Origin of the sequence: Cognatishimia sp. MH4019, from assembly GCF_020177595.1 — a bacterium.
Classification (GTDB): domain Bacteria; phylum Pseudomonadota; class Alphaproteobacteria; order Rhodobacterales; family Rhodobacteraceae; genus JAHTBL01.
Map to the genome: position 1 here is coordinate 34800 of NZ_JAHTBL010000001.1, position 22225 is coordinate 57024.

The 22225-nt window shown below is 58.6% G+C and carries 21 protein-coding genes; 13 read left to right on the top strand and 8 right to left on the bottom strand.

The features are described from left to right. Window positions 1–23: 23 nt before the first annotated feature. Window positions 24–1247 (bottom strand): sigma-54 dependent transcriptional regulator, encoded by a 1224-nt coding sequence (locus tag KUW67_RS00095; RefSeq protein WP_224823230.1) that lies wholly within the window; start codon window positions 1245–1247, stop codon window positions 24–26. Then, the gene (locus KUW67_RS00100) at window positions 1244–2992 is read right to left on the bottom strand and encodes an ATP-binding protein (protein WP_224823231.1); all 1749 of its coding nucleotides are present in this window, start codon (window positions 2990–2992) and stop codon (window positions 1244–1246) included. Before KUW67_RS00100 ends, KUW67_RS00095 begins: the two co-directional genes overlap by 4 nt. Window positions 2993–3227: 235 nt before the next feature. Here KUW67_RS00100 and KUW67_RS00105 point away from each other — a divergent pair, with 235 nt between their 5' ends. From KUW67_RS00105 to KUW67_RS00115, 3 genes are all read left to right on the top strand, one after another. Beyond that, a complete protein-coding gene (locus tag KUW67_RS00105; protein WP_370634847.1) occupies window positions 3228–4229 on the top strand; it encodes a DctP family TRAP transporter solute-binding subunit in 1002 nt (333 codons plus the stop codon). Window positions 4230–4325: 96 nt separating this feature from the next. Continuing rightward, on the top strand, window positions 4326–5003 hold the full coding sequence (locus KUW67_RS00110) for a TRAP transporter small permease (protein WP_224823232.1): 678 nt from the start codon (window positions 4326–4328) through the stop codon (window positions 5001–5003). Further along, on the top strand, window positions 5003–6379 hold the full coding sequence (locus tag KUW67_RS00115) for a TRAP transporter large permease (protein WP_224823233.1): 1377 nt from the start codon (window positions 5003–5005) through the stop codon (window positions 6377–6379). Before KUW67_RS00110 ends, KUW67_RS00115 begins: the two co-directional genes overlap by 1 nt. Before the next feature lie 131 nt (window positions 6380–6510). Here the strand turns inward: KUW67_RS00115 and KUW67_RS00120 are convergent, their stop codons facing one another. Together KUW67_RS00120 and hemN are read right to left on the bottom strand one after the other, a co-directional pair. Continuing rightward, a complete protein-coding gene (locus tag KUW67_RS00120) occupies window positions 6511–6675 on the bottom strand; it encodes a hypothetical protein (RefSeq protein WP_224823234.1) in 165 nt (54 codons plus the stop codon). Between the two features lie 55 nt (window positions 6676–6730). Beyond that, the gene (gene hemN / locus KUW67_RS00125; RefSeq protein ID WP_224823235.1) at window positions 6731–8086 is read right to left on the bottom strand and encodes an oxygen-independent coproporphyrinogen III oxidase; all 1356 of its coding nucleotides are present in this window, start codon (window positions 8084–8086) and stop codon (window positions 6731–6733) included. A gap of 80 nt (window positions 8087–8166) precedes the next feature. Here hemN and fnrL point away from each other — a divergent pair, with 80 nt between their 5' ends. Then, window positions 8167–8892 carry a transcriptional regulator FnrL gene (gene fnrL / locus KUW67_RS00130; protein ID WP_304522385.1) on the top strand — a complete coding sequence of 242 codons (726 nt, stop codon included), beginning with the start codon at window positions 8167–8169 and terminating at the stop codon, window positions 8890–8892. A gap of 39 nt (window positions 8893–8931) precedes the next feature. Here fnrL and KUW67_RS00135 read toward each other — a convergent pair whose 3' ends face one another. Next, entirely contained in the window at window positions 8932–9768 is an 837-nt protein-coding gene (locus tag KUW67_RS00135; RefSeq protein WP_224823237.1) for a universal stress protein, read from the bottom strand. Between the two features lie 188 nt (window positions 9769–9956). Here KUW67_RS00135 and ccoN point away from each other — a divergent pair, with 188 nt between their 5' ends. The 5 genes from ccoN to KUW67_RS00160 all read left to right on the top strand — a co-directional run bounded on the left by ccoN (window position 9957) and on the right by KUW67_RS00160 (window position 15028). Continuing rightward, entirely contained in the window at window positions 9957–11558 is a 1602-nt protein-coding gene (gene ccoN / locus KUW67_RS00140) for a cytochrome-c oxidase, cbb3-type subunit I (protein ID WP_224823238.1), read from the top strand. Window positions 11559–11570: 12 nt separating this feature from the next. Further along, window positions 11571–12296, top strand: coding sequence for a cytochrome-c oxidase, cbb3-type subunit II (ccoO, locus tag KUW67_RS00145; RefSeq protein WP_224823239.1), 726 nt, complete (start codon window positions 11571–11573; stop codon window positions 12294–12296). 12 nt (window positions 12297–12308) lie between these two features. Next, window positions 12309–12521 (top strand): cbb3-type cytochrome c oxidase subunit 3, encoded by a 213-nt coding sequence (locus KUW67_RS00150; RefSeq protein WP_224823240.1) that lies wholly within the window; start codon window positions 12309–12311, stop codon window positions 12519–12521. Then, window positions 12518–13399 carry a cytochrome-c oxidase, cbb3-type subunit III gene (gene ccoP, locus KUW67_RS00155; RefSeq protein WP_224823241.1) on the top strand — a complete coding sequence of 294 codons (882 nt, stop codon included), beginning with the start codon at window positions 12518–12520 and terminating at the stop codon, window positions 13397–13399. Before KUW67_RS00150 ends, ccoP begins: the two co-directional genes overlap by 4 nt. A gap of 363 nt (window positions 13400–13762) precedes the next feature. Continuing rightward, complete coding sequence (locus KUW67_RS00160; RefSeq protein WP_224823242.1) at window positions 13763–15028, top strand: GGDEF domain-containing protein; 1266 nt, start codon at window positions 13763–13765, stop codon at window positions 15026–15028. A gap of 51 nt (window positions 15029–15079) precedes the next feature. Here the strand turns inward: KUW67_RS00160 and KUW67_RS00165 are convergent, their stop codons facing one another. Further along, window positions 15080–15451, bottom strand: a complete 372-nt coding sequence (locus tag KUW67_RS00165) for a hypothetical protein (protein ID WP_224823243.1) — start codon at window positions 15449–15451, stop codon at window positions 15080–15082. Window positions 15452–15820: 369 nt separating this feature from the next. Between KUW67_RS00165 and ccoG the strand changes: the two genes are divergently transcribed. The 4 genes from ccoG to ccoS are packed head-to-tail and all read left to right on the top strand — an operon-like array spanning window position 15821 to window position 20051. Continuing rightward, on the top strand, window positions 15821–17233 hold the full coding sequence (gene ccoG, locus KUW67_RS00170; RefSeq protein WP_224823244.1) for a cytochrome c oxidase accessory protein CcoG: 1413 nt from the start codon (window positions 15821–15823) through the stop codon (window positions 17231–17233). Window position 17234: 1 nt separating this feature from the next. Next, window positions 17235–17699, top strand: coding sequence for a FixH family protein (locus KUW67_RS00175; RefSeq protein WP_224823245.1), 465 nt, complete (start codon window positions 17235–17237; stop codon window positions 17697–17699). A gap of 1 nt (window position 17700) precedes the next feature. Further along, on the top strand, window positions 17701–19893 hold the full coding sequence (locus KUW67_RS00180) for a heavy metal translocating P-type ATPase (RefSeq protein ID WP_224823246.1): 2193 nt from the start codon (window positions 17701–17703) through the stop codon (window positions 19891–19893). After that, the gene (ccoS, locus tag KUW67_RS00185; RefSeq protein ID WP_224823247.1) at window positions 19893–20051 is read left to right on the top strand and encodes a cbb3-type cytochrome oxidase assembly protein CcoS; all 159 of its coding nucleotides are present in this window, start codon (window positions 19893–19895) and stop codon (window positions 20049–20051) included. Before KUW67_RS00180 ends, ccoS begins: the two co-directional genes overlap by 1 nt. On the opposite strand, the gene KUW67_RS00190 is transcribed toward ccoS, so the two are convergent. Both KUW67_RS00190 and KUW67_RS00195 read right to left on the bottom strand, forming a co-directional pair. Next, window positions 20048–21055, bottom strand: a complete 1008-nt coding sequence (locus tag KUW67_RS00190; protein WP_224823248.1) for a Gfo/Idh/MocA family protein — start codon at window positions 21053–21055, stop codon at window positions 20048–20050. The two genes, ccoS and KUW67_RS00190, sit on opposite strands and share 4 nt — an antisense overlap. Then, entirely contained in the window at window positions 21052–22125 is a 1074-nt protein-coding gene (locus tag KUW67_RS00195) for an isocitrate/isopropylmalate dehydrogenase family protein (RefSeq protein ID WP_224823249.1), read from the bottom strand. Before KUW67_RS00195 ends, KUW67_RS00190 begins: the two co-directional genes overlap by 4 nt. Between the last annotated feature and the right edge of the window lie 100 nt (window positions 22126–22225).

The window sequence follows — 22225 nt, forward strand, 5'->3', positions numbered from 1 at the left end:
CGGGCCAATGCGCCCGGCTTTTTTTATGCGCGACGATAGTCTTTGGGGCGCAGCCCATGCCGGGCAAGCTTGTCGTAAAAGGTCTTGCGGGGCAGGCCCAACGCTTCGGCCGCTTGGGTCGCCTTGCCGTCCTTGCGCCGTAGCGTGTCGATCAGGATCACGCGTTCAAACGCGTCCATCTGTTCGCTCAACGAAGTTTCAGCGGCGAAGGGCTGCTCTGTCAGACCCAAAGCAAAAGAGTTCGCAAAGCTACGCAACTCGGCCAGATTTCCGGGCCAGTCGCGGGTCAGAACTTCGGTGAAAAGGCCTTCGGGAATGACCGGCATATCACCATTCATCGACCGCACGGCCTGCCGCACCAGCCCTTCAAAAATCACTCGCAGATCACCTTTGCGCTGTGCAAGGGTCGGTACTGTGATCTCCATCAGATTGAGTGTGAAATACAGCTCTTCACTAAGCCCCGCATCGCGCAACTGCATCAGATCGAGCGTGCTGGACGTGATGACCCGCAACTGCGGATGTGCTTCCATCAGGCTGAGAAGCTGAACCATCTGTGTCGGCGTCGCGGCTTCCAGGTTTTTTAGAGAAAGCGTGCAGGGCAGGGTGGGGATATCCAGAGTGGTCAGCGCGTCATCTGCTGCGCCGCGCAGGGATAGCCCGATTTGCATGTCGCGGTCCGCCGAAAGCGCGTGCACGGTATAGGCTGCCAACCGTTTGCCCGAGCCTGCAGCACCATTGATATGTAGATGCACGGGTAATGCAGCGGCCCTGCGCAAGGCCTCGCGCAAGGTATCAATCACGGGCGCATCACCCGGAAAATGTGTCGCCGCTGCATCGGATCGGCGCAGGCGCGCCTCAGTTGCGCGGTTTTTAAGCACCAGCTTGCGATGCTCCAGCGCGCGGTTGAGAACCTCAACCAGATGATCCGGCGCACAGGGCTTTTCGAGAAAGTCATGCGCCCCCTCCGACATCGCGCGCACTGCGGTCGGCACATCGCCTTCACCGGTCAGCAGGATCACCGGCAGATCGGTGTCGCATGCTTGCGCGGCGCCCAAAACGTCAAAGCCGTCCTTTCCAGGCATGCGAATATCGCTAAGGATCACGCCGTCGAACTGGGCGCTGATATGATCCACAGCTTCGATATAGCTGGCGGCTTGGGTGACCGTGATATCTTCCAGCTCAAGGGTCTGGGCGACGGACGCGCGCAAAGCGGCGTCATCTTCGATCAACAATACGGCTTTGCTCATGACGCCTCACTTGCGTGCAGGGTGACGCGGAAGCCTGCGCCACCGCTTTCCAAATTACGGGCCGACAGATCGCCGCCAAAGCTACCGATGATCCCATAGGAAATCGACAGACCCAGCCCGAGACCTTTGGAGGCACCTATATCCTTTGTGGAATAAAACGGTTCGAAAACGCGGTCCGGATCGCTGAGACCCGCGCCCGTATCGCGGATATCAAGGCTCACGGCTTTGCCGTCGCGCGTGATTTCCAACGTAATCTCGCGGGTATCCTGATCACTCATCGCATCCATCGCATTGCCGAGCAGATTAACGATCACCTGTTGCAGTCGCACTTGACCGCCCATGACCCAGACGGGGCCATTAAGCCCTGCGCGCTGAACCGTGACGCGCTTTTTGTCGAGCCGGTCACGCACAAGGCCGAGCGCCGCCTCGACCACAGCGTTGAGATCAACGGGCTCAATGGGGCCGGGTTCTTTGTGAGCAAAGGCGCGCAGATTGCGGATGATCCGGCTCATCCGGTCGGTCTGGGCCGAGATCGCGCCAAGATTTTCGATGGCTTTTTCTGGGTGGTCCCGATTGATGAATTTCTGCGAGTTCGCCGCGAAATTCTGAATGGCGGCAAGGGGTTGGTTCAGCTCATGGCTGATAGCGGCAGACATTTGGCCCAAGGCAGATAGCTTGCCCGCCTGTACCAGCTCGTCCTGGGCCTGACGCAATTGCCCGGTGCGCTCTTCCACGCGGGCCTCAAGCCGCGCATTCGCGGCGGCCTCGATCTCCAACTGATCGGACAAGCGCTGACGGCGTTGGGCAAGCAGGAACAACACAAGCCCGATCACGGCGAGCAGCGCGGCGGTCAACATCGCTTGCAGGCGGGCAGAGGCATGGGTCGTGGCGGTCGAGATGAAGACGCGGGCGGTCATGTCGATCTGTGGCAGGGCGCGGGTCAGCACAAGCGAGGCACTGGGCAGAACGCCGGTGACCGATTGGGTCCAGATTTCATGAGGGCCAAAGCGGGTCTTCTCGTGATCGAAGAAGGGTAGGATACGGTCGGCGGGGTAGTGGTAGGGCGCGGGCTTTGGGTCGCGCATTCCCCCATCCCGGCGCAGGATCAGGCCGGGGCGGTTCGATGAAAAGACCACGTCGTTTTCATCAAAGAAGGCCACCACGTCCTCGTCGATGCGCCACTCAAATTCGAGCTGCGCGATATCTACTTTCACCACCACAACGCCCTTGGGCCGCCCGCTGGCCGTATGCACGCCGCGCGCCAGGAAGAAATCGCGCGTGTCGTCGGAAACCTCGATGGCGTGGAAGACGCCCAATGCGCCAGACATCGCCGCGACCACATCGGGGCGCGTGGCGAAATTGCGGTCCAGAAAGCTGACAGGTTCCTCGTAATCCGAAGAAGCAATCACGGTGCCATCCGGATCGAGGAGATAGATGTCGTCCGCACCCGAGGTCAACGCGGCCGCCGCAAGCAGTTCGTGAGTGCCCTCGACCGGGCGATCGCGCAGGGCGCGAATCACGTCGGGGTGACGCGCAAGGTAGTTGGGCAGCTCTCGGTAGTTTTCCAATTGGCCCAGTAGACGGTCTGATGCCTGCGCGAGGCGAATCGTTCCGGCTTGGCTTAACTGTCTGATATCGTTGTTGAATGACAGAAGGTAAGACGCTGCCGTCAGAGCCCCTGAAAGGACCAGGAACAGGATCAACGGTACCCCCGGCAGGCCCAAAGAGAATCGATTCGATTTCATGTTGTGCGAAACATCGCACTTTTTCGGGTAAGCGCCTATGGGTCGTGCGGATATCCGCACAAAATGCTGCACTCGACATTCAAAATTCGGTTCTAACCTTTTGGAAAGAAACAGAATATAGCGCTATCTCAGGGCGCCCTGTTGCAATGCGAGGCTCCGGCGGCAAATCTAGATCCCGTATCGGTCAAGAGGAGTTGGCCGAACAGGTATGAACAGCGTTTCTTGGGAGGAAACCATGAAAAACCTAATGAAAGCGGCTTGCGTCGCCGCAGTCGCTCTGGTTCCCGGTGTTGCATTTGCAGCCTGTGACGACGGCGAAATGGTCATCAAATTCAGCCACGTGACCAACACCGACAAACACCCCAAAGGCATCGCCGCGTCCCTGCTTCAGCAGCGCGTCAATGATGAGATGAACGGCACCGCCTGCATGGAAGTGTTCCCCAACTCGACCCTTTATAACGACGATAAAGTCCTTGAAGCGATGCTTCAGGGGGATGTTCAACTCGCCGCACCGTCCCTGTCGAAGTTCGAGAAGTTCACCAAGCAGTTCCGCCTGTTTGATCTGCCCTTTATGTTCAAGAACATCGAAGCAGTGGATGCATTCCAAGCGTCCGATAATGGTCAGGCGTTGAAAGACAGCATGCAGCGCCGCGGCCTTCAGGGGCTAGCCTTCTGGCACAATGGCATGAAGCAGATGTCGGCCAATGTACCGCTGGTTAGCCCGATGGATGCGGAGGGTTTGAAGTTCCGCGTGCAGTCGTCTGATGTGCTTGTAGCGCAGATGGAGGCCATCGGTGGATCGCCCCAGAAAATGGCATTCTCGGAAGTGTATGGCGCGCTGCAGCAGGGCGTTGTGGACGGTCAGGAAAACACTTGGTCCAACATCTATGGCCGCAAGTTCTTTGAAGTGCAGGACGGCATCACCGAGACCAATCACGGCATCATCGACTATCTGGTCGTGACCTCCGTGGACTGGATGGACAGCCTTGACCCCGCCGTGCGTGATCAGTTTCTCACGATCGTTGGTGAAGTGACTGAAGCCCGCAATGGCGAAAGCTTCAACGTCAACCAAGAAGCCCGTGAGGCCATCATCGACGCTGGTGGCACCATTCGCGAGCTGACACCTGAGCAGCGCGAAGAATGGGTCTCGGCTATGAAGCCGGTTTGGGAACAGTTCGCCGGTGACGTGGGTCAGGACATGATCGACGCCGCACAGGCTATCAACGCGGGCATGTAAGCCACTGTTGAACCAACGGGCAGGGGCGTGCCATCGGCGCGCCCTTTCTCATAAATTCTTCAAAAATAACCATCCGAAAACGGGGGTGTGGGGACAATGAATAGCGGACAGAGTTCCGGAAAAACCGGCTTTATAGACCAGATCGAGGAGACGCTGATCGCGCTTCTTCTGGGCATGATGACCCTCGTGACATTCGCAAATGTCGTGGCGCGGTTCATGAACTCAAACATCCTCTGGGCGCTCGAAGCGACAGTCTTCATGTTTGGCTGGCTTGTGCTCTTGGGCGCATCCTATGCTGTCAAGAAGCACTCTCATCTGGGTGTGGATGCCATCGTCAACCTGTTGCCCCCGTCTGGGCGCCGGACGCTGGCGCTGATCTCTGCGGGGGTCTGTATCATGTTCTCGTTTTTGCTGCTCAAGGGGTCCTACGATTATTGGGCGGTCTTTGCCGATCTTCCCCCGACCGAAGGCCGCTGGTTCCCGCTGGGATTTGCCGAGAACTTTCGTTCGCAATCCTTCTATGAGGTCGATGACATCCCGATGATTGGCGCGCTGCGCTTTCTGGAGGGTTGGATCAACTACGGCGACGCCTACGAGAAACTGCCGAAAGTGGTGCCCTATCTGGTGATGCCGCTCTCCATGAGCTTGCTACTGTTCCGCTTCTGTCAGGTCGCCCTGCAAATCTGGCGCGGAGAGGTCGACCGGCTTGTTGCCTCCCATGAGGTCGAGGACGAGTTGGAAGAAGTACGCGCGAGCCACGGGGAGAAGCTGTAATGGACGTCGCTCTCCTCTTTGGGATGATCATCGGCCTGCTGCTGCTGGGCGTGCCAATCGCCGTCTCGCTTGGCCTGAGCTCGACCCTGTTCCTGTTGATCTATTCCGACAGCTCGCTGGCCTCCATCGCACAGACCCTGTTTGAGGCGTTTGAGGGCCACTTCACCCTGCTGGCGATCCCCTTTTTCATTCTTGCCTCGTCTTTCATGACAACAGGCGGTGTGGCGCGGCGGATCATCCGATTCTCCATCGCTTGCGTGGGCCATCTGCCGGGCGGCCTCGCCATCGCGGGCGTCTTCGCCTGTATGCTCTTTGCCGCGCTGTCGGGCTCGTCCCCGGCCACAGTGGTGGCCATCGGCACAATCGTCATCGCGGGTATGCGGCAGGTGGGCTACACCAAGGAATTCGCCGCGGGCGTGATCTGTAATGCAGGCACGCTGGGCATTCTAATCCCGCCGTCCATCGTGATGGTGGTCTATGCGGCTGCGGTCGAGGTCTCCGTCGGGCGCATGTTCCTTGCAGGGGTCATTCCCGGCCTTCTGGCAGGCTTTATGCTGATGGTCACGATCTACATCATGGCGAAGGTCAAGGACCTGCCGAAAGGGGAATGGAAAGGTTATGGCGAGATCTGGCGCTCGGGCCTGAACGCCGGGTGGGGGCTGTTCCTGATCGTCATCATTCTGGGCGGTATCTACGGCGGTATCTTCACCCCGACAGAGGCCGCTGCGGTCGCCGCCGTCTATTCCTTTTTCATCGCGTGCTTTGTCTATCGCGACATGGGGCCGCTGGCGACAGACGGTCCGGACGCGAATACATCGCTTTTGAAAAAGCCTTGGGCTATCGTGACAGCGTTCGTGCACCCGGACACCAAGCGGACCTTGCTGGATGCGGGCAAGCTGACGGTAACGCTGCTTTTCGTCATCGCCAACGCGCTGATCCTGAAGCATGTGCTGACGGATGAACAGGTGCCGCAGCATATCGCCTCTGCGATGCTGGGCGCGGGCTTCGGGCCGGTGACGTTCCTGATCGTCGTGAACATCATCTTGTTGATCGGTGGTCAGTTCATGGAGCCTTCGGGCCTTCTGGTCATCGTCGCCCCGCTGGTCTTCCCCATCGCGATTGAGCTGGGGATCGACCCGATCCATCTGGGTATCATCATGGTCGTCAATATGGAGATCGGGATGATTACGCCGCCGGTGGGTCTCAACTTGTTTGTGACCTCAGGCGTGGCTGGAATGCCGATGATGGCCGTCGTCAAAGCAGCACTTCCCTTTCTTGGGGTGCTCTTCATTTTCCTGATCATGGTCACCTATATCCCGTGGCTATCGACCTATCTGCCCAACTCGATCATGGGACCAGAGATCATAACGCGATAGAGCATCGGGGCCTTGCTGAGCGAGGCCCCGGATCACGTCCGGGGCAGGTCGCGCTGGACTTGTGCCGTGTGATGGGAAAGGCAATCGACGTTGCAGTCTCAGACATGCTCTGGGCGTTACGTAGGCCGCGTCTAGCCGCCATAGACCATCGCAGCCAGATAGGGCAGGGCTGTTGCGGCAAGGACGCCGACAGCGGCGCCAACAGCAAGCCGGGGGCCTCTGCCGCCCAGTTTCGGGGCAAAGAGGCTCAGCACGGCGCAAACCACCGCGTAAAAGATCAGTGTGAGCGGATCCATGCCTCAAGCCTAGCCATTTCGCGCCACGGGTCAAACCCGCTACCAAAGGCCGTGCTTAAATTGCGGGCGAATGCCCTGTTTTTTCGGCTTCATAAGGGTCCAGGCCCTTGGCGATCACGCGCGCCAGGGGATGACCTTCGGGTCGGATCGAAAACTGCGTCGACGTCAGTTTGACGACTTGGGCGAAATCCTTGGCCAAAGGCGCAAGCCGGGCATGCAAGTCCTTGCGCGGCTCGTCCAGTGCTTTCGAGAGATGTTCCAGGTCAATCTTGAAATCACACATCAGCGCTTCAATCATCGCCCCGCGGATGGTGTCTTCCCGGGTCAGCCGATGGCCCTGCGCGGTCGAGAAATGGCCAGCTTCAATGGCGACCTGATGGGCGGCCGTGGCTGGCGCGTTATGCGCGTAGCCTTGCGGGTATTGCGAGATGGCCGAGGCCCCGACGCCGATCAGATAAGGCGCGCTGTCCTCGGTATAGCCCTGAAAGTTGCGCCGCATGGTGCCTGCGTCTTGGGCAAGGCTCAGGCTGTCATCAGGATGAGCGAAATGGTCGATGCCGATCTGGCGGTAGCCGTCCCACTCAAAAAGCTGGCGCGCGGTCTCGAAGAGCTCTAGCCGCGCCTCGTTGGAGGGCAGGGCCTCGGACGGGATGAGCGCTTGGCGTTTGGCCATCCACGGCACATGCGCGTAGCCAAAAAGCGCAACGCGATCAGGGGCGAGCGACAGCACGCGCTGCACCGAATCCGCGATGCGTTCGGTCGTCTGGTGGGGCAGGCCGTACAGGATATCCATGTTCAGGCTGGTAACGCCCGCATCGCGCAGCATTTCGACAACGTCGCGCGTATCGGCATAGCTTTGAATGCGCCCGATGGTTTCCTGAATGAACGGATTGAAATCCTGCACCCCGATAGAGGCGCGGGTCATGCCAAGGCGGACCAGCGCATCAATCCGGGCGCGATCAACTTCGGTCGGATCAATCTCGACCGAGACCTGCGCGTCCGTGGTCAGTGGACGGAAGTCGCGTAAGCAATCGCTCAGCTCGTCGATCATCTCGGGCTCAAGCAGGGTGGGCGTACCGCCGCCAAGATGAATATGGCTCAGCTTCACTGATTGCGGGATCGTGTCCGAGACCATTTTCAGTTCGGCCTTAAGCACGTTCAGATAATGCCGCAGCGGTCGCGCCGAGGCCGTGCCTTGGGTCCGGCAGGCGCAAAACCAACACAAACGGCGGCAATAGGGGATATGCAGATAGAGCGAGACAAGAGCGTCTTCCGGAATCGCCCCCATCCACTCTGCAGCATCCTGCGGGCCGATATCCTTGTTGAAATGATTTGCCGGCGGGTAGCTGGTGTATCTTGGCACACGAGCGTCAAATAGCCCTAGCTGACGAAGTTGAGGTGTCGCGCTCATTAGCTTACGCTCCAAAGTTGTAAGGCATGGGACTTGCCTTGATAGCCACAATAAAAAGGGGCCTGCGACCGATGCAGACCATGGATACTCTTGAATGTTCGGACTGTCCGATCCGCCATAACGCGGTGTGCGCCAAATGCGATTCGCAGGAGTTGGAGGTTCTTGAAGAGATCAAGTATTACCGCCACTACGAGCCCGGCCAGACAATCTGTTGGGCGGGTGATGAGATGGGGTTTGTCGCCTCTGTCATCACCGGTGTCTGCACGCTGAGCCAAACGCTTGAGGATGGCCGCACGCAGATGGTCGGCATGCTGCTTCCGTCCGATTTCATCGGTCGACCGAACCGCGAAAGCACGCCCTACGACGTCATTGCGATCACCGAGATGACCCTGTGCTGCTTCCGGCGCAAACCGTTTGAACGTCTGGTGCATGAAACGCCCCATATCAGCCATCGCCTTTTGGAAATGACGCTGGATGATCTGGATGCCGCGCGCGAATGGATGCTGATCCTTGGTCGCAAGACCGCACGCGAGAAAATCGCGAGCCTGATCAACATCATCGCCCGACGCGAGGCCGCTGTTGGGCTGGTGCCGCACAGCTCTAACATTGTCGTCGATTTGCCCCTCACCCGCGAGGCGATGGCCGACTATCTTGGTCTCACACTGGAAACCGTCAGTCGCCAGATCTCGGCGCTCAAGAAAGACGGAATCATCCATCTGGAAGGCAAGCGCCGCATCACGATCCCCGATCTTGAAGCCCTGATTCAGGAAACCGGCGATGATTATGACGGCGGGATGATCTCCTGATCCGGTGATCCGAGCGGGATATGCGGGCGCGATTGTCACTTAATGCGCCATGAACAAGGGTAAGCGGCTGACTTTGAGCATATGCCGCGTCGCCCCGCCAAAGATAGCTTCGCGAAAGCGGGAGTGGCCGTAAGCGCCCATCACAATCAGGTCTGCATTGATGTCGGTGGCGTGACGCATCAGCGTATCGCCCAACTGGTTCGTGGTCTGGGCCAGCACTGATATCTCGGTCTTGACCCCATGGCGTGCAAGCATCTGCGCGACAGACCCACCAGGGTCCGAGCGGTCATGCCCGTGTTGCGGCGGATCAATGATGCACAGCGAGACGATATCGGCAGCCTTCAGCATGGGCAGCGCGCGGCGCAACGCGTTCAGCGCTTGAGCGCTGTCGTTCCACGCTACAACGATGCGGCGAAATTCCGGAAGCGACTGTCCATCCGGCACCACCAGCACAGACGCGTGGCCCGAGAACAGGGCCGCTTCCAGCACGGCGGGGGCGGTCTGATCGCTGTATTTGCCGTAGGGCTGCCCGGCGACGACAAGATCGCTGAACCGGGTGCGATGGGTGACATAGGCCGCCAGGCCTGGCTGCGACACAACAGCCGCATGCACGACCGAGCGCAGGCCCAAAGGCTTTACCACGGCCTCTGCTGCGCGCTGCAGCTCACCGGCCTGTTGCTGGGCGCGTTCCCAATCCGTGGCCAGAACCTGCGGCGAGGTGCCAAGGCTGTAGGCGTCCAGATGCGTATGATCAATGCCGGCACAATAGACGTCCAGATGTGCGTCTTGCGCCCGTGCAATCGACACCGCAGCCGCCAACGCAGAGGCGTCGGCCTCGGAGCTGGTCATCACGGTGGAGATTGATCGGTATTGCATAGCTCACCTCATTAGTTCGAATGCTGTCCCCAGTGTGGGAAGGCGCATCCGACCCCGCCATGACATCAATCAGTTATTCCCTGCGCTGGCCTTGACATGGATCAAGGAAATTCCATAGGCGGAGTGCCTAAAAGGCCCCATATACCGGGCCCGATCTTTGTGCCCGGAGCTAACTAGGGGACATTAAGATGTGGAATTACATCAAGGTCAGTGGTTTAGGGCTGACCGCTCTCCTTGCCGCGATAGCCGCCAACTATGCGAGAGATGTGCCGTATATGGTGCATATGATCATCGTGATGTTGGTTGCGGCAGGGCTGTTTATTTGGGCCGTGCGTCAGATCGACGAACCTGTTGGTCCAGCACCCACCGGGTATATGGATGACGTGATCCGGGCAGGCGTGATTGCCACCGCCTTCTGGGGCGTGATCGGTTTTCTTGCTGGGACATTCATCGCAGCACAGCTCGCTTGGCCGGGCCTGAACTTTGAATGGGCTCAGGGCTATGCGAATTTCGGGCGTCTGCGTCCACTGCACACCTCGGCGGTGATCTTCGCCTTCGGTGGTAACGCGCTGATCTGCACCTCGTTCTACATCGTGCAACGCACCAGTGCCGCGCGCCTTTGGGGCGGCAATCTGGCGTGGTTTGTCTTCTGGGGTTACCAGCTCTTTATCGTTCTGGCGGCGACCGGCTACCTTCTGGGGGCCACGCAGTCGAAAGAATACGCCGAGCCTGAGTGGTATGTGGACCTGTGGCTGACCGTTGTCTGGGTCGCCTATCTGCTGGTCTTCCTTGGCACGCTTCTCAAGCGCAAAGAGCCGCATATCTACGTGGCCAACTGGTTCTTCCTGAGCTTCATCGTCACCGTGGCGATGCTGCATATCGTGAACAACCTGAGTGTCCCTGTGTCGATCTTCGGCTCGCGTTCAGTGCAATTGTTCGCCGGTGTGCAAGACGCGATGACCCAGTGGTGGTATGGCCATAACGCGGTGGGCTTCTTCCTGACCGCAGGCTTCCTTGGGATGATGTATTACTTTGTGCCGAAACAGGCCGAACGGCCCGTCTTCAGCTACAAACTGTCGATCATCCACTTCTGGGCGCTGATCTTCCTGTATATCTGGGCCGGTCCGCACCACTTGCACTACACCGCACTGCCTGACTGGGCCTCGACGCTTGGTATGGTCTTCTCGATCATCCTGTGGATGCCGAGCTGGGGCGGTATGATCAACGGTCTGATGACGCTGTCTGGCGCATGGGACAAGATCCGCACCGACCCGATTATCCGGATGATGGTTGTCTCCATCGGGTTCTACGGCATGTCCACATTCGAGGGTCCGATGATGTCGATCCGCGCTGTGAACTCGCTGTCGCACTATACTGACTGGACCATCGGTCACGTCCATTCCGGCGCACTTGGCTGGAACGGCATGATCACCTTCGGAGCGCTCTACTTCCTGACGCCACGCCTGTGGAACAAGTCTGGGCTGTATAGCCTGAGCCTGGTCAGCTGGCACTTCTGGCTCGCCACGATCGGCATCGTTCTCTATGCCGCCTCGATGTGGGTCACGGGCATCATGGAAGGCCTGATGTGGCGGGAAGTGGACGCACAAGGCTTCCTGGTGAATTCCTTTGCCGACACGGTTGCTGCGAAGTTCCCGATGTATGTCGTGCGGATGTTGGGCGGACTGCTCTACGTCACGGGCGGGGTCATCATGTGCTATAACCTCTGGATGACCGCGACGCGGGGTCCTGCGAAAGAGCAGGCCACCCCCGTCATGGCTCCGGCTGAATAAGGAGGAGCCAGAATGGGAATCCTAGATAAGCATAAAGTCCTAGAGACGAACGCCACGCTTCTGCTGGCAGGCTCTCTGTTCGTGGTCACCATCGGCGGCATCGTCGAGATCGCACCGCTCTTCTACCTCGAAAACACCATCGAGGAAGTGGAAGGGGTGCGGCCTTACTCCCCGCTGGAGTTGACCGGCCGTGAAATCTACATCCGCGAAGGGTGCTACGTGTGCCACAGCCAGATGATCCGCCCCATGCGGGACGAGGTCGAGCGTTATGGCCATTACAGCCTGGCGGCGGAATCGATGTATGACCATCCGTTCCAATGGGGCTCCAAACGGACCGGGCCAGACTTGGCCCGGGTGGGCGGTCGTTACTCGGATGAGTGGCATGTGGATCACCTTGTCGATCCGCAATCCGTGGTGCCGGAATCGATCATGCCGAAATACGGCTATCTGGCCGACACGCTGATCGACGGTGAATATGTGGGCGACCTGATGGCGACACACGCGTTCGTCGGTGTTCCCTACACCGAAGAGCAGTTGGCCAATGCCGGTGCCGATTTCCGCGCACAGGCTGATCCTGACAGCGATTGGGACGACATGGCCGAACGCTACCCCAAAGCGCAGATTCGCAACTTCGATGGCGCGCCGGGGATTTCGGAAATGGATGCGCTGATCGCGTATCTTCAGATGTTGGGCACGCTGGTCGATTTCTCGACCTTCACGCCTGATGCCAGCCGGTAAAGGAGCACGGATATGGACACCTATTCCCTTCTCCGCGAGTTCGCAGACAGCTGGGCGCTGCTTGGCCTTGTGATCTTCTTTCTAGGCACAATTGTCTGGGCGTTTCGCCCCGGCAGCACCCGGGTTTACCGTGACACTGCAGACATCGTGTTTCGCAACGACGACGGCCCGCTCGTCGACGAAGGCGGAGCCGGTGGTGCAGCTTTGTCGGAGGACGACAAATGAGCAAAAACGACAATAACCAGCCCAATGATCCGGATACCACCGGCCACAGCTGGGACGGAATTGAAGAGTTCAACAACCCGCTGCCCAAATGGTGGCTCTGGACCTTCTATGCCTGCATCGTCTGGGGGATCGGCTACACCATCGCCTATCCCGCATGGCCACTGATCGAGAAAGCCACACCCGGCTTTCTGAACTACTCGACCCGTGGTGAAGTTGCAGATGAAATCGCCGCCGTCGAGACCGCCAATGAAGGTCTCAACATGCAGTTGGCTTCTGCTGATCTGACTGTTTTGCCCGAAAACACCGAACTGCATAATTATGCAGTGCAAGGTGGCCGCGCCCTTTTTGCGGCGAATTGCTCGCAATGTCATGGCTCTGGTGCTGCAGGTGGGGTGGGGTATCCCAACCTGCTGGACGATGACTGGCTTTGGGGCGGCGATGTCGACACGATTGCTTACACCATCACTCACGGAATTCGGAATGAGCAATCGCCCGACAGCCACTGGTCGGAAATGCCGGCCTTTGGTGAAATCCTAGAACCCGAGGAAATCGAAACCGTGGTCAGCTATGTCCAGTCGATTTCGGGCCAGGAACATGACGCAGCTTTGGCTGCGGCGGGCGAGGAGATTTTCCTCGACCAGTGTTCCGCCTGTCACCTCGACAGCGGCATGGGGGAGCCCAGCCTGGGCGCACCGAACCTGACCGATGCGATCTGGCTTTACGGTGGTGACGCCGCAACCCTGACCGAGACGATCACCTATTCGCGCTTTGGCGTGATGCCGGCCTGGTCTGAAGAGTATCGTCCCGGAACCGGTTTGTCGGAAGCCGAAGTGAACGCATTGGCCGCCTACGTCCACCAGTTGGGTGGTGGTCAGTAAAAGAACAGCCGAAGCCTCCCGGCGAGGAGGCTTCGGTTTACTTTGCACATGCAGTCCTCCGAGCGAGGGTATGTGCAAACGGGACTGGCGCGCATTGGCTATCTGCGCGCCAGTCTTTTGTTTTTTGTGCCCCAGAAAGCGGGACCAGGTAAAGAGATCGGCGCGGATATTCTGGCCGCATTAAGATTGGATTCACGATCTGGCGACTAAAACAGGACAGCCTCGTCCCTGTATAAGAATCTCGCTTTCATGGTTATAGCCACCTCACCGATCGACCCCTCTTTTACTTTTGCGGCAAGCCGAAAACGGGCACGCACAGGCTTTTTGCGTCACGCCCTGCGGCTTAGACGGGTGCTTTTAGCCGTGGTTCTGATCGTGCTTGTGATCGTGCCCATTGATCTGGCCTATGGTCTGTTTGATTTGTTTTATTCGGTTGAACGCCCCCCGCGCACCCACCCCGTCACCGTTGTCTGTATTCTGTTTGGTCTTGCCGCAACGCTAGCACACCGCCCTTTTGCAAAAACCACGCAGATTGAATTCGCTCTTTGGGGCGGTGTTGTTCTGGGCGTATTGGTCCAACCGATTGTCGCCATGTGGCTGGGGTATAGATGGCCCGATGTGCCGCTGGGCGCGATGGGCAGCAATACAGCGACAAGTCTTGTCCTTCTTGCCGTCGGGCAAATGTTGCGCCTGAAAACGGCAAACACGGGCTTTTATCTGATCAGCGCGGCACTGTTCTTGCCTGCGGTCGGCCTGAACGGCGTCTTGATCGGAAACCACAACTTCTTTGGTGAAATGTCTTTGCTGACGGCACTTGGCATTCTTGGCTTGGCTGGCGCGAATGTTGTGGGGTTTGTCCGCCACCGCAGCATCCGGCTCCTTGTGCTTGATTCGATGCCGGGGCGGCTGTTGCGACGTCACATTGCGTTGTGGCTTTCGCTTGCGATTGTCGTTCCGGTTTCCTTGCGCGTTGTGGGTATCGGAGATTCCTACGGGTTCTCCTTCATCTATACAGCGCAGATGACAACCGTGCTTTTGGGCATTCTCTATTTTGGTCTGCGGTATTCAGATATGCTTGAGAAGTCACGCTTTCTGGAATGCAAGCTGCTGCGCGATGTCGAGACGGACCTGCTGACAGGGGCGTCCTCCCGGCAAGCGGCCCATTCGTTCTTCAACGAGCAAGGCTGGCGCGGGCCGATGGCTGTGATCTTGCTGGATCTCGATCACTTCAAAGCGGTCAACGACACGTTCGGACACGCCGTCGGAGACGAGGCCTTGCGGTTCACCTATGGCTCTTTGCGCGAAGGGCTGCGTCTGAATGACATGGTCGCCCGCTGGGGCGGGGAGGAGTTCTTGATCCTGATCCCGATGGCAGCAGGCATTGATGTTCAAGCGCGTGCCGATACCCTGCGCCGTCGAATTGAAGAGGCGTCCAAAGCAAACAAGGATTTGCCGTCGCTGACCGCATCTTTCGGCGTTGTCATCTCTGAGCCCGGCACGTTCGACCAGCTTGATCCGCTGATCGAGCAAGCTGATGCGGCGCTTTACCGTGCGAAAAGAAAAGGGCGCAACACCGTGGAAATGGCTGCGCCCCACGGCGGTGGAAAAGGCAACGCAAAAGCTGCGTGATTGGTAACAAACCGCATTATCAATCGAAATCGCAGTTCCTGCCGTTTGGCACTATTTCACCGTGATACGCACCTGATCGCCATGAATCTTCACAGTTTCACGGCCCGGTCGATCGGCGACGAAAATCGTCTCGTAGGCAGGTGTCCACCCACCGCAACCACCACTGCGCCGAACGCCTGGTTTGCCGAACACGATATGACCGGTCTTCAAGTTCGCGTCGAGGTTTTGCTTGCTCTGTGCAAGAACAGCTTTCGTCGGCAGCGCGCCGCAATCGCCCCGACGGCCATGCACGACGATGGCTTGTCCCACCTCAAGGGTAATCCTGTCGCGGAACTTGATCTTGTTTGAGCTGTCTGCGAGCACCGGAGTCGCGGCCGTCACGCTGCACAAAATGGCGACGGAAAGTGATCTTATAAGTTTCATAGTATCTACCTTCTAATCAGGGACTCAAATATTGACTTTTGCGCTGCAGGGCAGGCCAATTTTGATAAGAAAAGGCACTAAATAGGCAGGCTCAAATATAGATCTGTGGCGTCAATTTGTTCTGCCGTCGCGATCCTGCCAGCATCGCCGTTCTACTGCGCTGACTGCAATGGAATTGTGTCGTAACGACTGCGGTCTGTCACGTATTTTATGCCGCCAAGTCCCTCATATTAAAGTAAGCATCCGAGTCCATGGATTTGACCCATGTCAAAGACCAAATGCGCCGATTCCGCGACAACCGAGGCGAGACGACGATAGCCAATCGCCGAAAACACGTAGCCAATTGTAGCCAACAAGAAAGGATCTCTTATGAGTTCCGAAGAAGCGCCATCTCTCTACGCTGCTCGAGAGCCGGTTTTTCCGCGTAAAGTCAAAGGCCCATTCCGTCAGATGAAGTGGATCATTATGGCAGTTACGCTGGGCATCTACTACATCACCCCTTGGCTGCGCTGGGACCGGGGTCCTGCGCTGCCTGATCAGGCTGTCCTGATTGATCTGGCCAATCGCCGCTTTTACTTTTTCATGATCGAGATTTGGCCGCACGAGTTCTATTTCGTCGCGGGTTTGCTGATCATGGCCGGTCTCGGGCTGTTTCTGTTCACCTCAGCGCTGGGCCGTGTCTGGTGCGGCTATGCGTGTCCGCAAACTGTCTGGACGGATTTGTTCATCGCCGTAGAGCGCTGGATCGAGGGCGACCGCAACGCGCGGGTACGTCTTTGGAAGGCGAAATGGGATCTCAAAAAGGTTCGTCTGCGCGCGATGAAATACGCAAGCTGGATCGTGATTGGTCTTGCGACGGGCGGGGCTTGGATCTTTTATTTTGCGGATGCGCCTACTTTGCTGCGCGATCTTGTAACGCTGCAAGCCCATCCGGTCGCCTACACCACGATGGCCATACTGACAGGCACGACGATCCTATTTGGCGGCATCGCGCGCGAGCAGGTCTGTATTTATATGTGTCCTTGGCCCCGCATTCAGGCTGCCATGATGGACGAAGACACCATCACCATTGGCTACCGCGAATGGCGCGGAGAGCCGCGCGGCAAGAAGCATGATGGAACGACCGGCGACTGCATCGACTGCATGGCTTGCGTGAATGTTTGCCCCGTCGGTATCGACATCCGCGATGGTCAGCAGATGGAATGCATCACTTGCGGTCTGTGCATTGACGCTTGCGATGACATTATGGCCAAGATCGGCAAGCCGCGTGGTTTGGTGGATTACTTTGCGCTCAAAGACGAAGTGCTTGAGCGGGAAGGCCAACCGCCCAAGCCCGTCTGGAAGCATATCCTGCGCCCGCGCACCATGCTCTACACAACGCTCTGGTCGGCCGTTGGAATTGCCATGGTTGTGGCACTATTTGTCCGCCCCGAGATCGAGATGCGGGTTTCACCCGAGCGTAATCCGACCTTCGTGACCATGTCCGATGGCTCGATCCGCAACACCTACGACATCCGTCTGCGCAACAAGCACGGCGATCCACGGCCCTTCCGCTTGTCGCTCACCTCGGACGCGCCTCTGCGTATTCAACTGGAAGGTCAGGACGAACTGACCGTGATGGTCGGGCCGCAAGAAACCTTCGCGCAGCGCGTCTACGTCACGGCTAAACCCGGCACCGAGGCTGCGCAAACCGATCGGACCGATCTGCGCTTCTGGGTCGAAGACCTCGACAGCACGGATCGCGCCTATACCGACACAGTATTCAATGGAAAGGAACGTTAAGATGCCTGCACGCGAAATGGCGCCCTTCACAGGTCGCAAAGTCTTTCTCTTCACGGCCTCCGCTTTCGCACTGATCATCGCGGTGAATTTCTTCATGGCCTATAGCGCTGTCTCGACCTTCCCGGGGCTTGAGACGAAAAACAGCTATGTCGCCAGCCAGAAATTCGATGCCGACCGCGCCGCGCAAGAGGCACTGGGCTGGACTATCGACGCCTCGGTTCATGACGATGTGCTGTCGCTGAGTGTTACCGATAAAGCCGGGCAGCCGGTTGAGCTGGCCGATCTCAGCGCCACCTTCGGGCGCGCCACATCGGTCCGGGACGATCAGTCACCGGACTTCCGCTACGAGGGCGGTCTTTACAAAGCCGATGTGCATAATGCTCCCGGCAACTGGAACCTGCGCATGGTGGCGAAAGCGGCTGACGGCACCGAATTCCGCCAGCGCGTTATCGTGCATATTCGCTGATATGAGCGTCGCCGAAACCCCCTCAGCGGCTGCATGCCCCGGTTGCGTCGCACTGCCCACAGGCAATGGCGCATTGGCCAAAGCAATGGCCGAAGGCCCGGTGCGCAAGGTGCATCTGTCGCTGCCGTCCATTCATTGCGCCGCCTGTATCTCAGGTGTCGAGAATGGGTTGATGCAGCTTGAAACTGTCCATGCCGCGCGTGTGAACCTGACCCGCAAACGCGCGGAGGTGACAATTGACCGTGATGCCGAGGTGGAGCCGTTGTTGGACCATCTGATCGGCTACGGGTTTGAGGCTTATGCGCTGGATGGTGCAACCTTGCAGGCCTCTGACGCTGACCGTGCCGCGCGCGATCTGCTGATGCGCCTTGGCGTTGCAGGCTTTGCAATGATGAATGTCATGCTGCTGTCTGTGGCTGTCTGGTCTGGAGCTTCTGACGCGACGCGCGATCTATTCCACTGGATTTCGGCGGCCATCGCGATCCCGACGATTGCGTTTTCGTCGCAACCGTTCTTCAAATCCGCCTTCATGGCGCTGAAAGCGGCGCGGTTGAACATGGATGTGCCGATCTCGCTGGCGATCCTTCTGGCCGCTGGCATGTCGATTTTTGAGACGTCTGTTTCGGGCCACCATGCGTATTTTGATGCCGCACTTTCGCTGACCTTCTTCCTCCTCGCCGGGCGGTATCTGGATCAAAAGACCCGCTCAACCGCGCGCTCCGCCGCTGCGGAACTGGCCGCTATGGAGGTGCCTTACGCCTTGCGTCTCGACGCGGACGGTCACAGCCGTGTGCCGATTGGCGAAGTGGTTGTGGGCGACACACTTCTGGTGCGGGCAGGGGCCAATATCCCCGTGGATGGCACCGTTCTGAAAGGGGCCTCCGAGTTGGACCGCGCGTTGCTCACCGGCGAAACCGATCCGGTTGCCATCACCGCGGGCGGCACCGTGACAGCCGGGGAGGTCAACCTGACCGGCCCGCTGGAGATCCGCGCCGATGCGGTGGGAGAAGATACTGTGCTTCACTCGTTGGCCTCGCTCGTTTCCATCGCGGAGGCGTCGAAGTCCCGCTACAACTCACTTGCGGACCGTGCTGCGAAAATCTATGCGCCGGTCGTGCATCTTCTGTCACTGGGCGCATTCATCGCGTGGATGTATATCTCGGGCGGTGACGTGCGATTGGCGCTGGGTATTGCGACCGCGACGCTTATCATCACATGCCCGTGCGCACTGGGTCTTGCGGTGCCTGCGGTCTCGACCGTGGCGTCGGGGCGGCTTTTCCGCAAAGGGTTGTTGATCAAGCACGAAACGGCGTTAGAGCGTCTGGCCGAGGTCGACACGGTCGTCTTCGATAAGACTGGCACGCTGACCGAAGGCCGCCCTTTGCTGGACGCGCCAGAGGCGATCCCCGCGACAGCTTTTTCCGTAGCGATGGCGCTGGCCGAAGGCTCCGCTCATCCGTTGGCAGCGGCGATTGCCCAATCGGGCCGCGCGCATGGTATCGTCCCCGCTGATCTGACTGATATTGTTGAAAAACCGGGCTACGGGATCGCGGCCAAATGGGGCGGTAAACCCGTCCGCCTGGGCCGCGCGACGTGGGTTGGCGCCGATGCGTTGCCCGCCACGGCGAGCTATCTCGACGTGGATGGAACGATCACGCCCTTCACCTTCTCGGATCGCTTGCGCACCGGGGCTGCCAAGCTGCTCGACGCGCTGCGTGCGGATGGCTTTCAGGTACAACTGCTTTCTGGCGACACCAGCCCAGCGGTTGAGGCGATCGCAAGAGAGCTGGGCATCGCAACATGGCAAGCTGACATGCTCCCGATGGAAAAAGCAAACCGGGTCAATGCGTTGCGCGACGAAGGCCGTCGTGTCTTGATGGTCGGCGACGGCTTGAACGACACCGCCGCCCTTGCGGGCGCGCATGTGTCCTTGGCCCCCGCATCGGCGTTGGACGCGGCCCGCGTGGCTGCTGATATGGTGCTCGTCAGCTCTGATCTGAGCCATACACTTGACGCGATCCGCATCGGACGATCTGCCAAACGCCGAATTCTTGAGAATTTCGGGATGGCCGCGACCTATAACATGATTTCGATCCCGATTGCCGTGATGGGCTTTGCCAGCCCATTGGCTGCCGCGTTGGCGATGTCGACCTCGTCGATTTTGGTGTCTCTCAATGCGTTGAGGGCGCGCTGATGGATGTTCTGGTGTATCTTATCCCGGCCTCGCTGATCCTCGGCGGACTCGGACTTGCGGCTTTCTTCTGGGCGCTCAAAAGTGATCAGTTCGATGATCCCGCAGGCGACAGTCGCCGCATCCTGTCGGATGAATTTGACGATAAACCAAAGGGTTAAAGCGTGATCCGCATATGTGTATCGGCAGAGCGATAGATCGCCTCTTCGACCTCGATGACACGCAGATAATCTGCTGCGAGGTTTTCAAAAGCGGCCCCAGATCGTAACGCATCGACAACATGGGTTTGCAGCGCATGGACGCAATCGCCCGCAAATCCTGGCCAATCTTGCGCTTGCAAAACGCAGCGCGGCTTTAAAGCGCCGAAGTCACGCTGCCAAAGCGTGCCATCGCCCATAAGCTTCAACGTCCCGCGCGTGCCTTCGACCAAGGCTTCGCCAAGTGTCATCCGGTGGTTTTTGGCCGCGTGATCCAAATGCCGGTTTCCATCGAAAAGCGCGCGCACACCGCCGTCAAATCCAAAGATCACATGCCCCGCATCCTCGCCTGTAACGACAGGGTTCAGGCTGCGCAGATCGGCATAAACATCGCGAATTGGCCCCAACAGAAAACGGAACGTATCGACCCAGTGCACCGCCGTCTCGTGGATCAGCAAACGTGGCATCGTCTGGAAGTAGGGCTGCCGATCCAGATAGGCCTCTGGTCCTTGCCCATCGCCTGTGCGCAGGCGGAAGGTGACTTGTTGCACATCCCCTAACTCTCCGCATTGCAGGATTTCCGCAATGCGTCGATACCACGGCTGAAATCGAAAATTCTCATGCACGATCAGTGGGATCGCTGCGTCTTCCGCGATCTTGGAGGCGGTTTTCGCCTCCTCCAGACCAGCGCAAAAGGGCTTTTGGCAGATGATGGCCCGGACGCCCGTTTCGCAGGCTAAACGGATTGCTTCCAGATGGCCCGAAGGCGGGATCGCAATGTCGAGGATGTCGGGGCGGGTCGCGTCTAGCATCGGCTCCAAAGCATCGAAGCTCTCGACGCTGGACAGGCAATTCGCCGGGTCTAGATCGGCCTGGGCCACCAATTGCACGCCGTCCATACGCTGCCAGCTTTCCGTATGAAAGCGGCTGAAATAGCCTGCGCCCAGAACAGCAACGCGCAAGGTCATAAGGCGCTGAGCACCGCTTCTGCGGCAGCGTCAGTTCCTGCGGAGCCGCCCAGATCGCGGGTCATGACGTCGCCTTTGGCGATCACCTTGCGCACCGCCCCATCCAACCGCGCGCCATCCGAGACCATGTCGGCATTGCTGGTTCGCAGGCCCAGCCAATCCAGCATCATCGCGCCGGACAGCATCATCGCGAACGGGTTGGCCACACCTTTCCCTGCAATATCGGGCGCTGATCCGTGGCAGGGCTGAAAAACCGCATTGTCATGCCCGATATCCGCAGATGGGGCGAGGCCAAGACCCCCCATCAAACCCGCGCCGAGATCAGAGAGGATGTCCCCGAACATGTTTTCTGTCACCATGACGTCGAAGGCCCAGGGTTTTTCGACCATCCAAAGCGCCATCGCGTCCACATAGGCGTGATCGCTGGTCATGTCCGTGTGCCCGGCAGCCACCTCGTCAAAGACTTCGCGGAAAAAGGCGAAGGCACGGAAAACATTGGCTTTATCGACACAAGTGACCCGGCCCGTGCCGCGCCCTGCCGCTTTACGTTGCTCCGCCAGCGCGAAAGTGAAGCGGAAAAGATCCTCGCTGGTCTTGCGGGTGATCTGCAGGGTCTCACGTGCGTAATCCTGCGTCACCTCTCCACACCCCTGGGTGTGAAACAGCCCTTCGGTACTTTCGCGGATCAAGACGAAATCAATCTCATGCCCATCCAGTTTTAAGGGCGTCGGCTGGCCTTCGGTGACCCGCACAGGGCGAACTCCTGCGAAAAGATCCAGCTTTAGCCGGATGTCGATCTGTGGTGTGATTTCCGTGCCGTCAGGATACCGGACACGTGGCAAGCCCATCGCAGACAACAAGATCGCGTCAGAGGCACGCGCCGCGTCAATCGACGTATCTGGCAGCGCGTTACCTGTTTGCTCATAATGCCCGGCACCGGCGGGGAGGACCTCGTAGTCGAGCGTATACTTGTCGCCAGCCAAGTGGGTCAGACAGCGCATCGTTGGCGCCATGATCTCTGGTCCGATCCCATCGCCCTCGAAAACAGCGATCTTGTATGCGGCTGCCATCTTGTGTCTCCCCATCGTCATGTGAGCGCAAACAAGCCGTAAAAGGCGCTGAAAAGCAAGGACTTGTCTTGACGTGCGTTTCGCCGTTCACTGGCGTGCA

What these genes read in the sequence shown, in the direction of transcription:
- ccoG (WP_224823244.1), top strand. Translation starts at nt 15,821, where the DNA reads ATGAGTTCCGAAGAAGCGCCATCTCTCTACGCTGCTCGAGAGCCGGTT.
- fnrL (WP_304522385.1), top strand. Translation starts at nt 8,167, where the DNA reads ATGGATACTCTTGAATGTTCGGACTGTCCGATCCGCCATAACGCGGTG.
- KUW67_RS00135 (WP_224823237.1), bottom strand. Translation starts at nt 9,768, where the DNA reads ATGCAATACCGATCAATCTCCACCGTGATGACCAGCTCCGAGGCCGAC.
- KUW67_RS00110 (WP_224823232.1), top strand. Translation starts at nt 4,326, where the DNA reads ATGAATAGCGGACAGAGTTCCGGAAAAACCGGCTTTATAGACCAGATC.
- KUW67_RS00105 (WP_370634847.1), top strand. Translation starts at nt 3,228, where the DNA reads ATGAAAAACCTAATGAAAGCGGCTTGCGTCGCCGCAGTCGCTCTGGTT.
- KUW67_RS00190 (WP_224823248.1), bottom strand. Translation starts at nt 21,055, where the DNA reads ATGACCTTGCGCGTTGCTGTTCTGGGCGCAGGCTATTTCAGCCGCTTT.
- ccoN (WP_224823238.1), top strand. Translation starts at nt 9,957, where the DNA reads ATGTGGAATTACATCAAGGTCAGTGGTTTAGGGCTGACCGCTCTCCTT.
- KUW67_RS00115 (WP_224823233.1), top strand. Translation starts at nt 5,003, where the DNA reads ATGGACGTCGCTCTCCTCTTTGGGATGATCATCGGCCTGCTGCTGCTG.
- KUW67_RS00150 (WP_224823240.1), top strand. Translation starts at nt 12,309, where the DNA reads ATGGACACCTATTCCCTTCTCCGCGAGTTCGCAGACAGCTGGGCGCTG.
- KUW67_RS00180 (WP_224823246.1), top strand. Translation starts at nt 17,701, where the DNA reads ATGAGCGTCGCCGAAACCCCCTCAGCGGCTGCATGCCCCGGTTGCGTC.
- KUW67_RS00120 (WP_224823234.1), bottom strand. Translation starts at nt 6,675, where the DNA reads ATGGATCCGCTCACACTGATCTTTTACGCGGTGGTTTGCGCCGTGCTG.
- ccoO (WP_224823239.1), top strand. Translation starts at nt 11,571, where the DNA reads ATGGGAATCCTAGATAAGCATAAAGTCCTAGAGACGAACGCCACGCTT.
- KUW67_RS00175 (WP_224823245.1), top strand. Translation starts at nt 17,235, where the DNA reads ATGCCTGCACGCGAAATGGCGCCCTTCACAGGTCGCAAAGTCTTTCTC.
- hemN (WP_224823235.1), bottom strand. Translation starts at nt 8,086, where the DNA reads ATGAGCGCGACACCTCAACTTCGTCAGCTAGGGCTATTTGACGCTCGT.
- KUW67_RS00100 (WP_224823231.1), bottom strand. Translation starts at nt 2,992, where the DNA reads ATGAAATCGAATCGATTCTCTTTGGGCCTGCCGGGGGTACCGTTGATC.
- KUW67_RS00165 (WP_224823243.1), bottom strand. Translation starts at nt 15,451, where the DNA reads ATGAAACTTATAAGATCACTTTCCGTCGCCATTTTGTGCAGCGTGACG.
- KUW67_RS00195 (WP_224823249.1), bottom strand. Translation starts at nt 22,125, where the DNA reads ATGGCAGCCGCATACAAGATCGCTGTTTTCGAGGGCGATGGGATCGGA.
- KUW67_RS00095 (WP_224823230.1), bottom strand. Translation starts at nt 1,247, where the DNA reads ATGAGCAAAGCCGTATTGTTGATCGAAGATGACGCCGCTTTGCGCGCG.
- ccoS (WP_224823247.1), top strand. Translation starts at nt 19,893, where the DNA reads ATGGATGTTCTGGTGTATCTTATCCCGGCCTCGCTGATCCTCGGCGGA.
- ccoP (WP_224823241.1), top strand. Translation starts at nt 12,518, where the DNA reads ATGAGCAAAAACGACAATAACCAGCCCAATGATCCGGATACCACCGGC.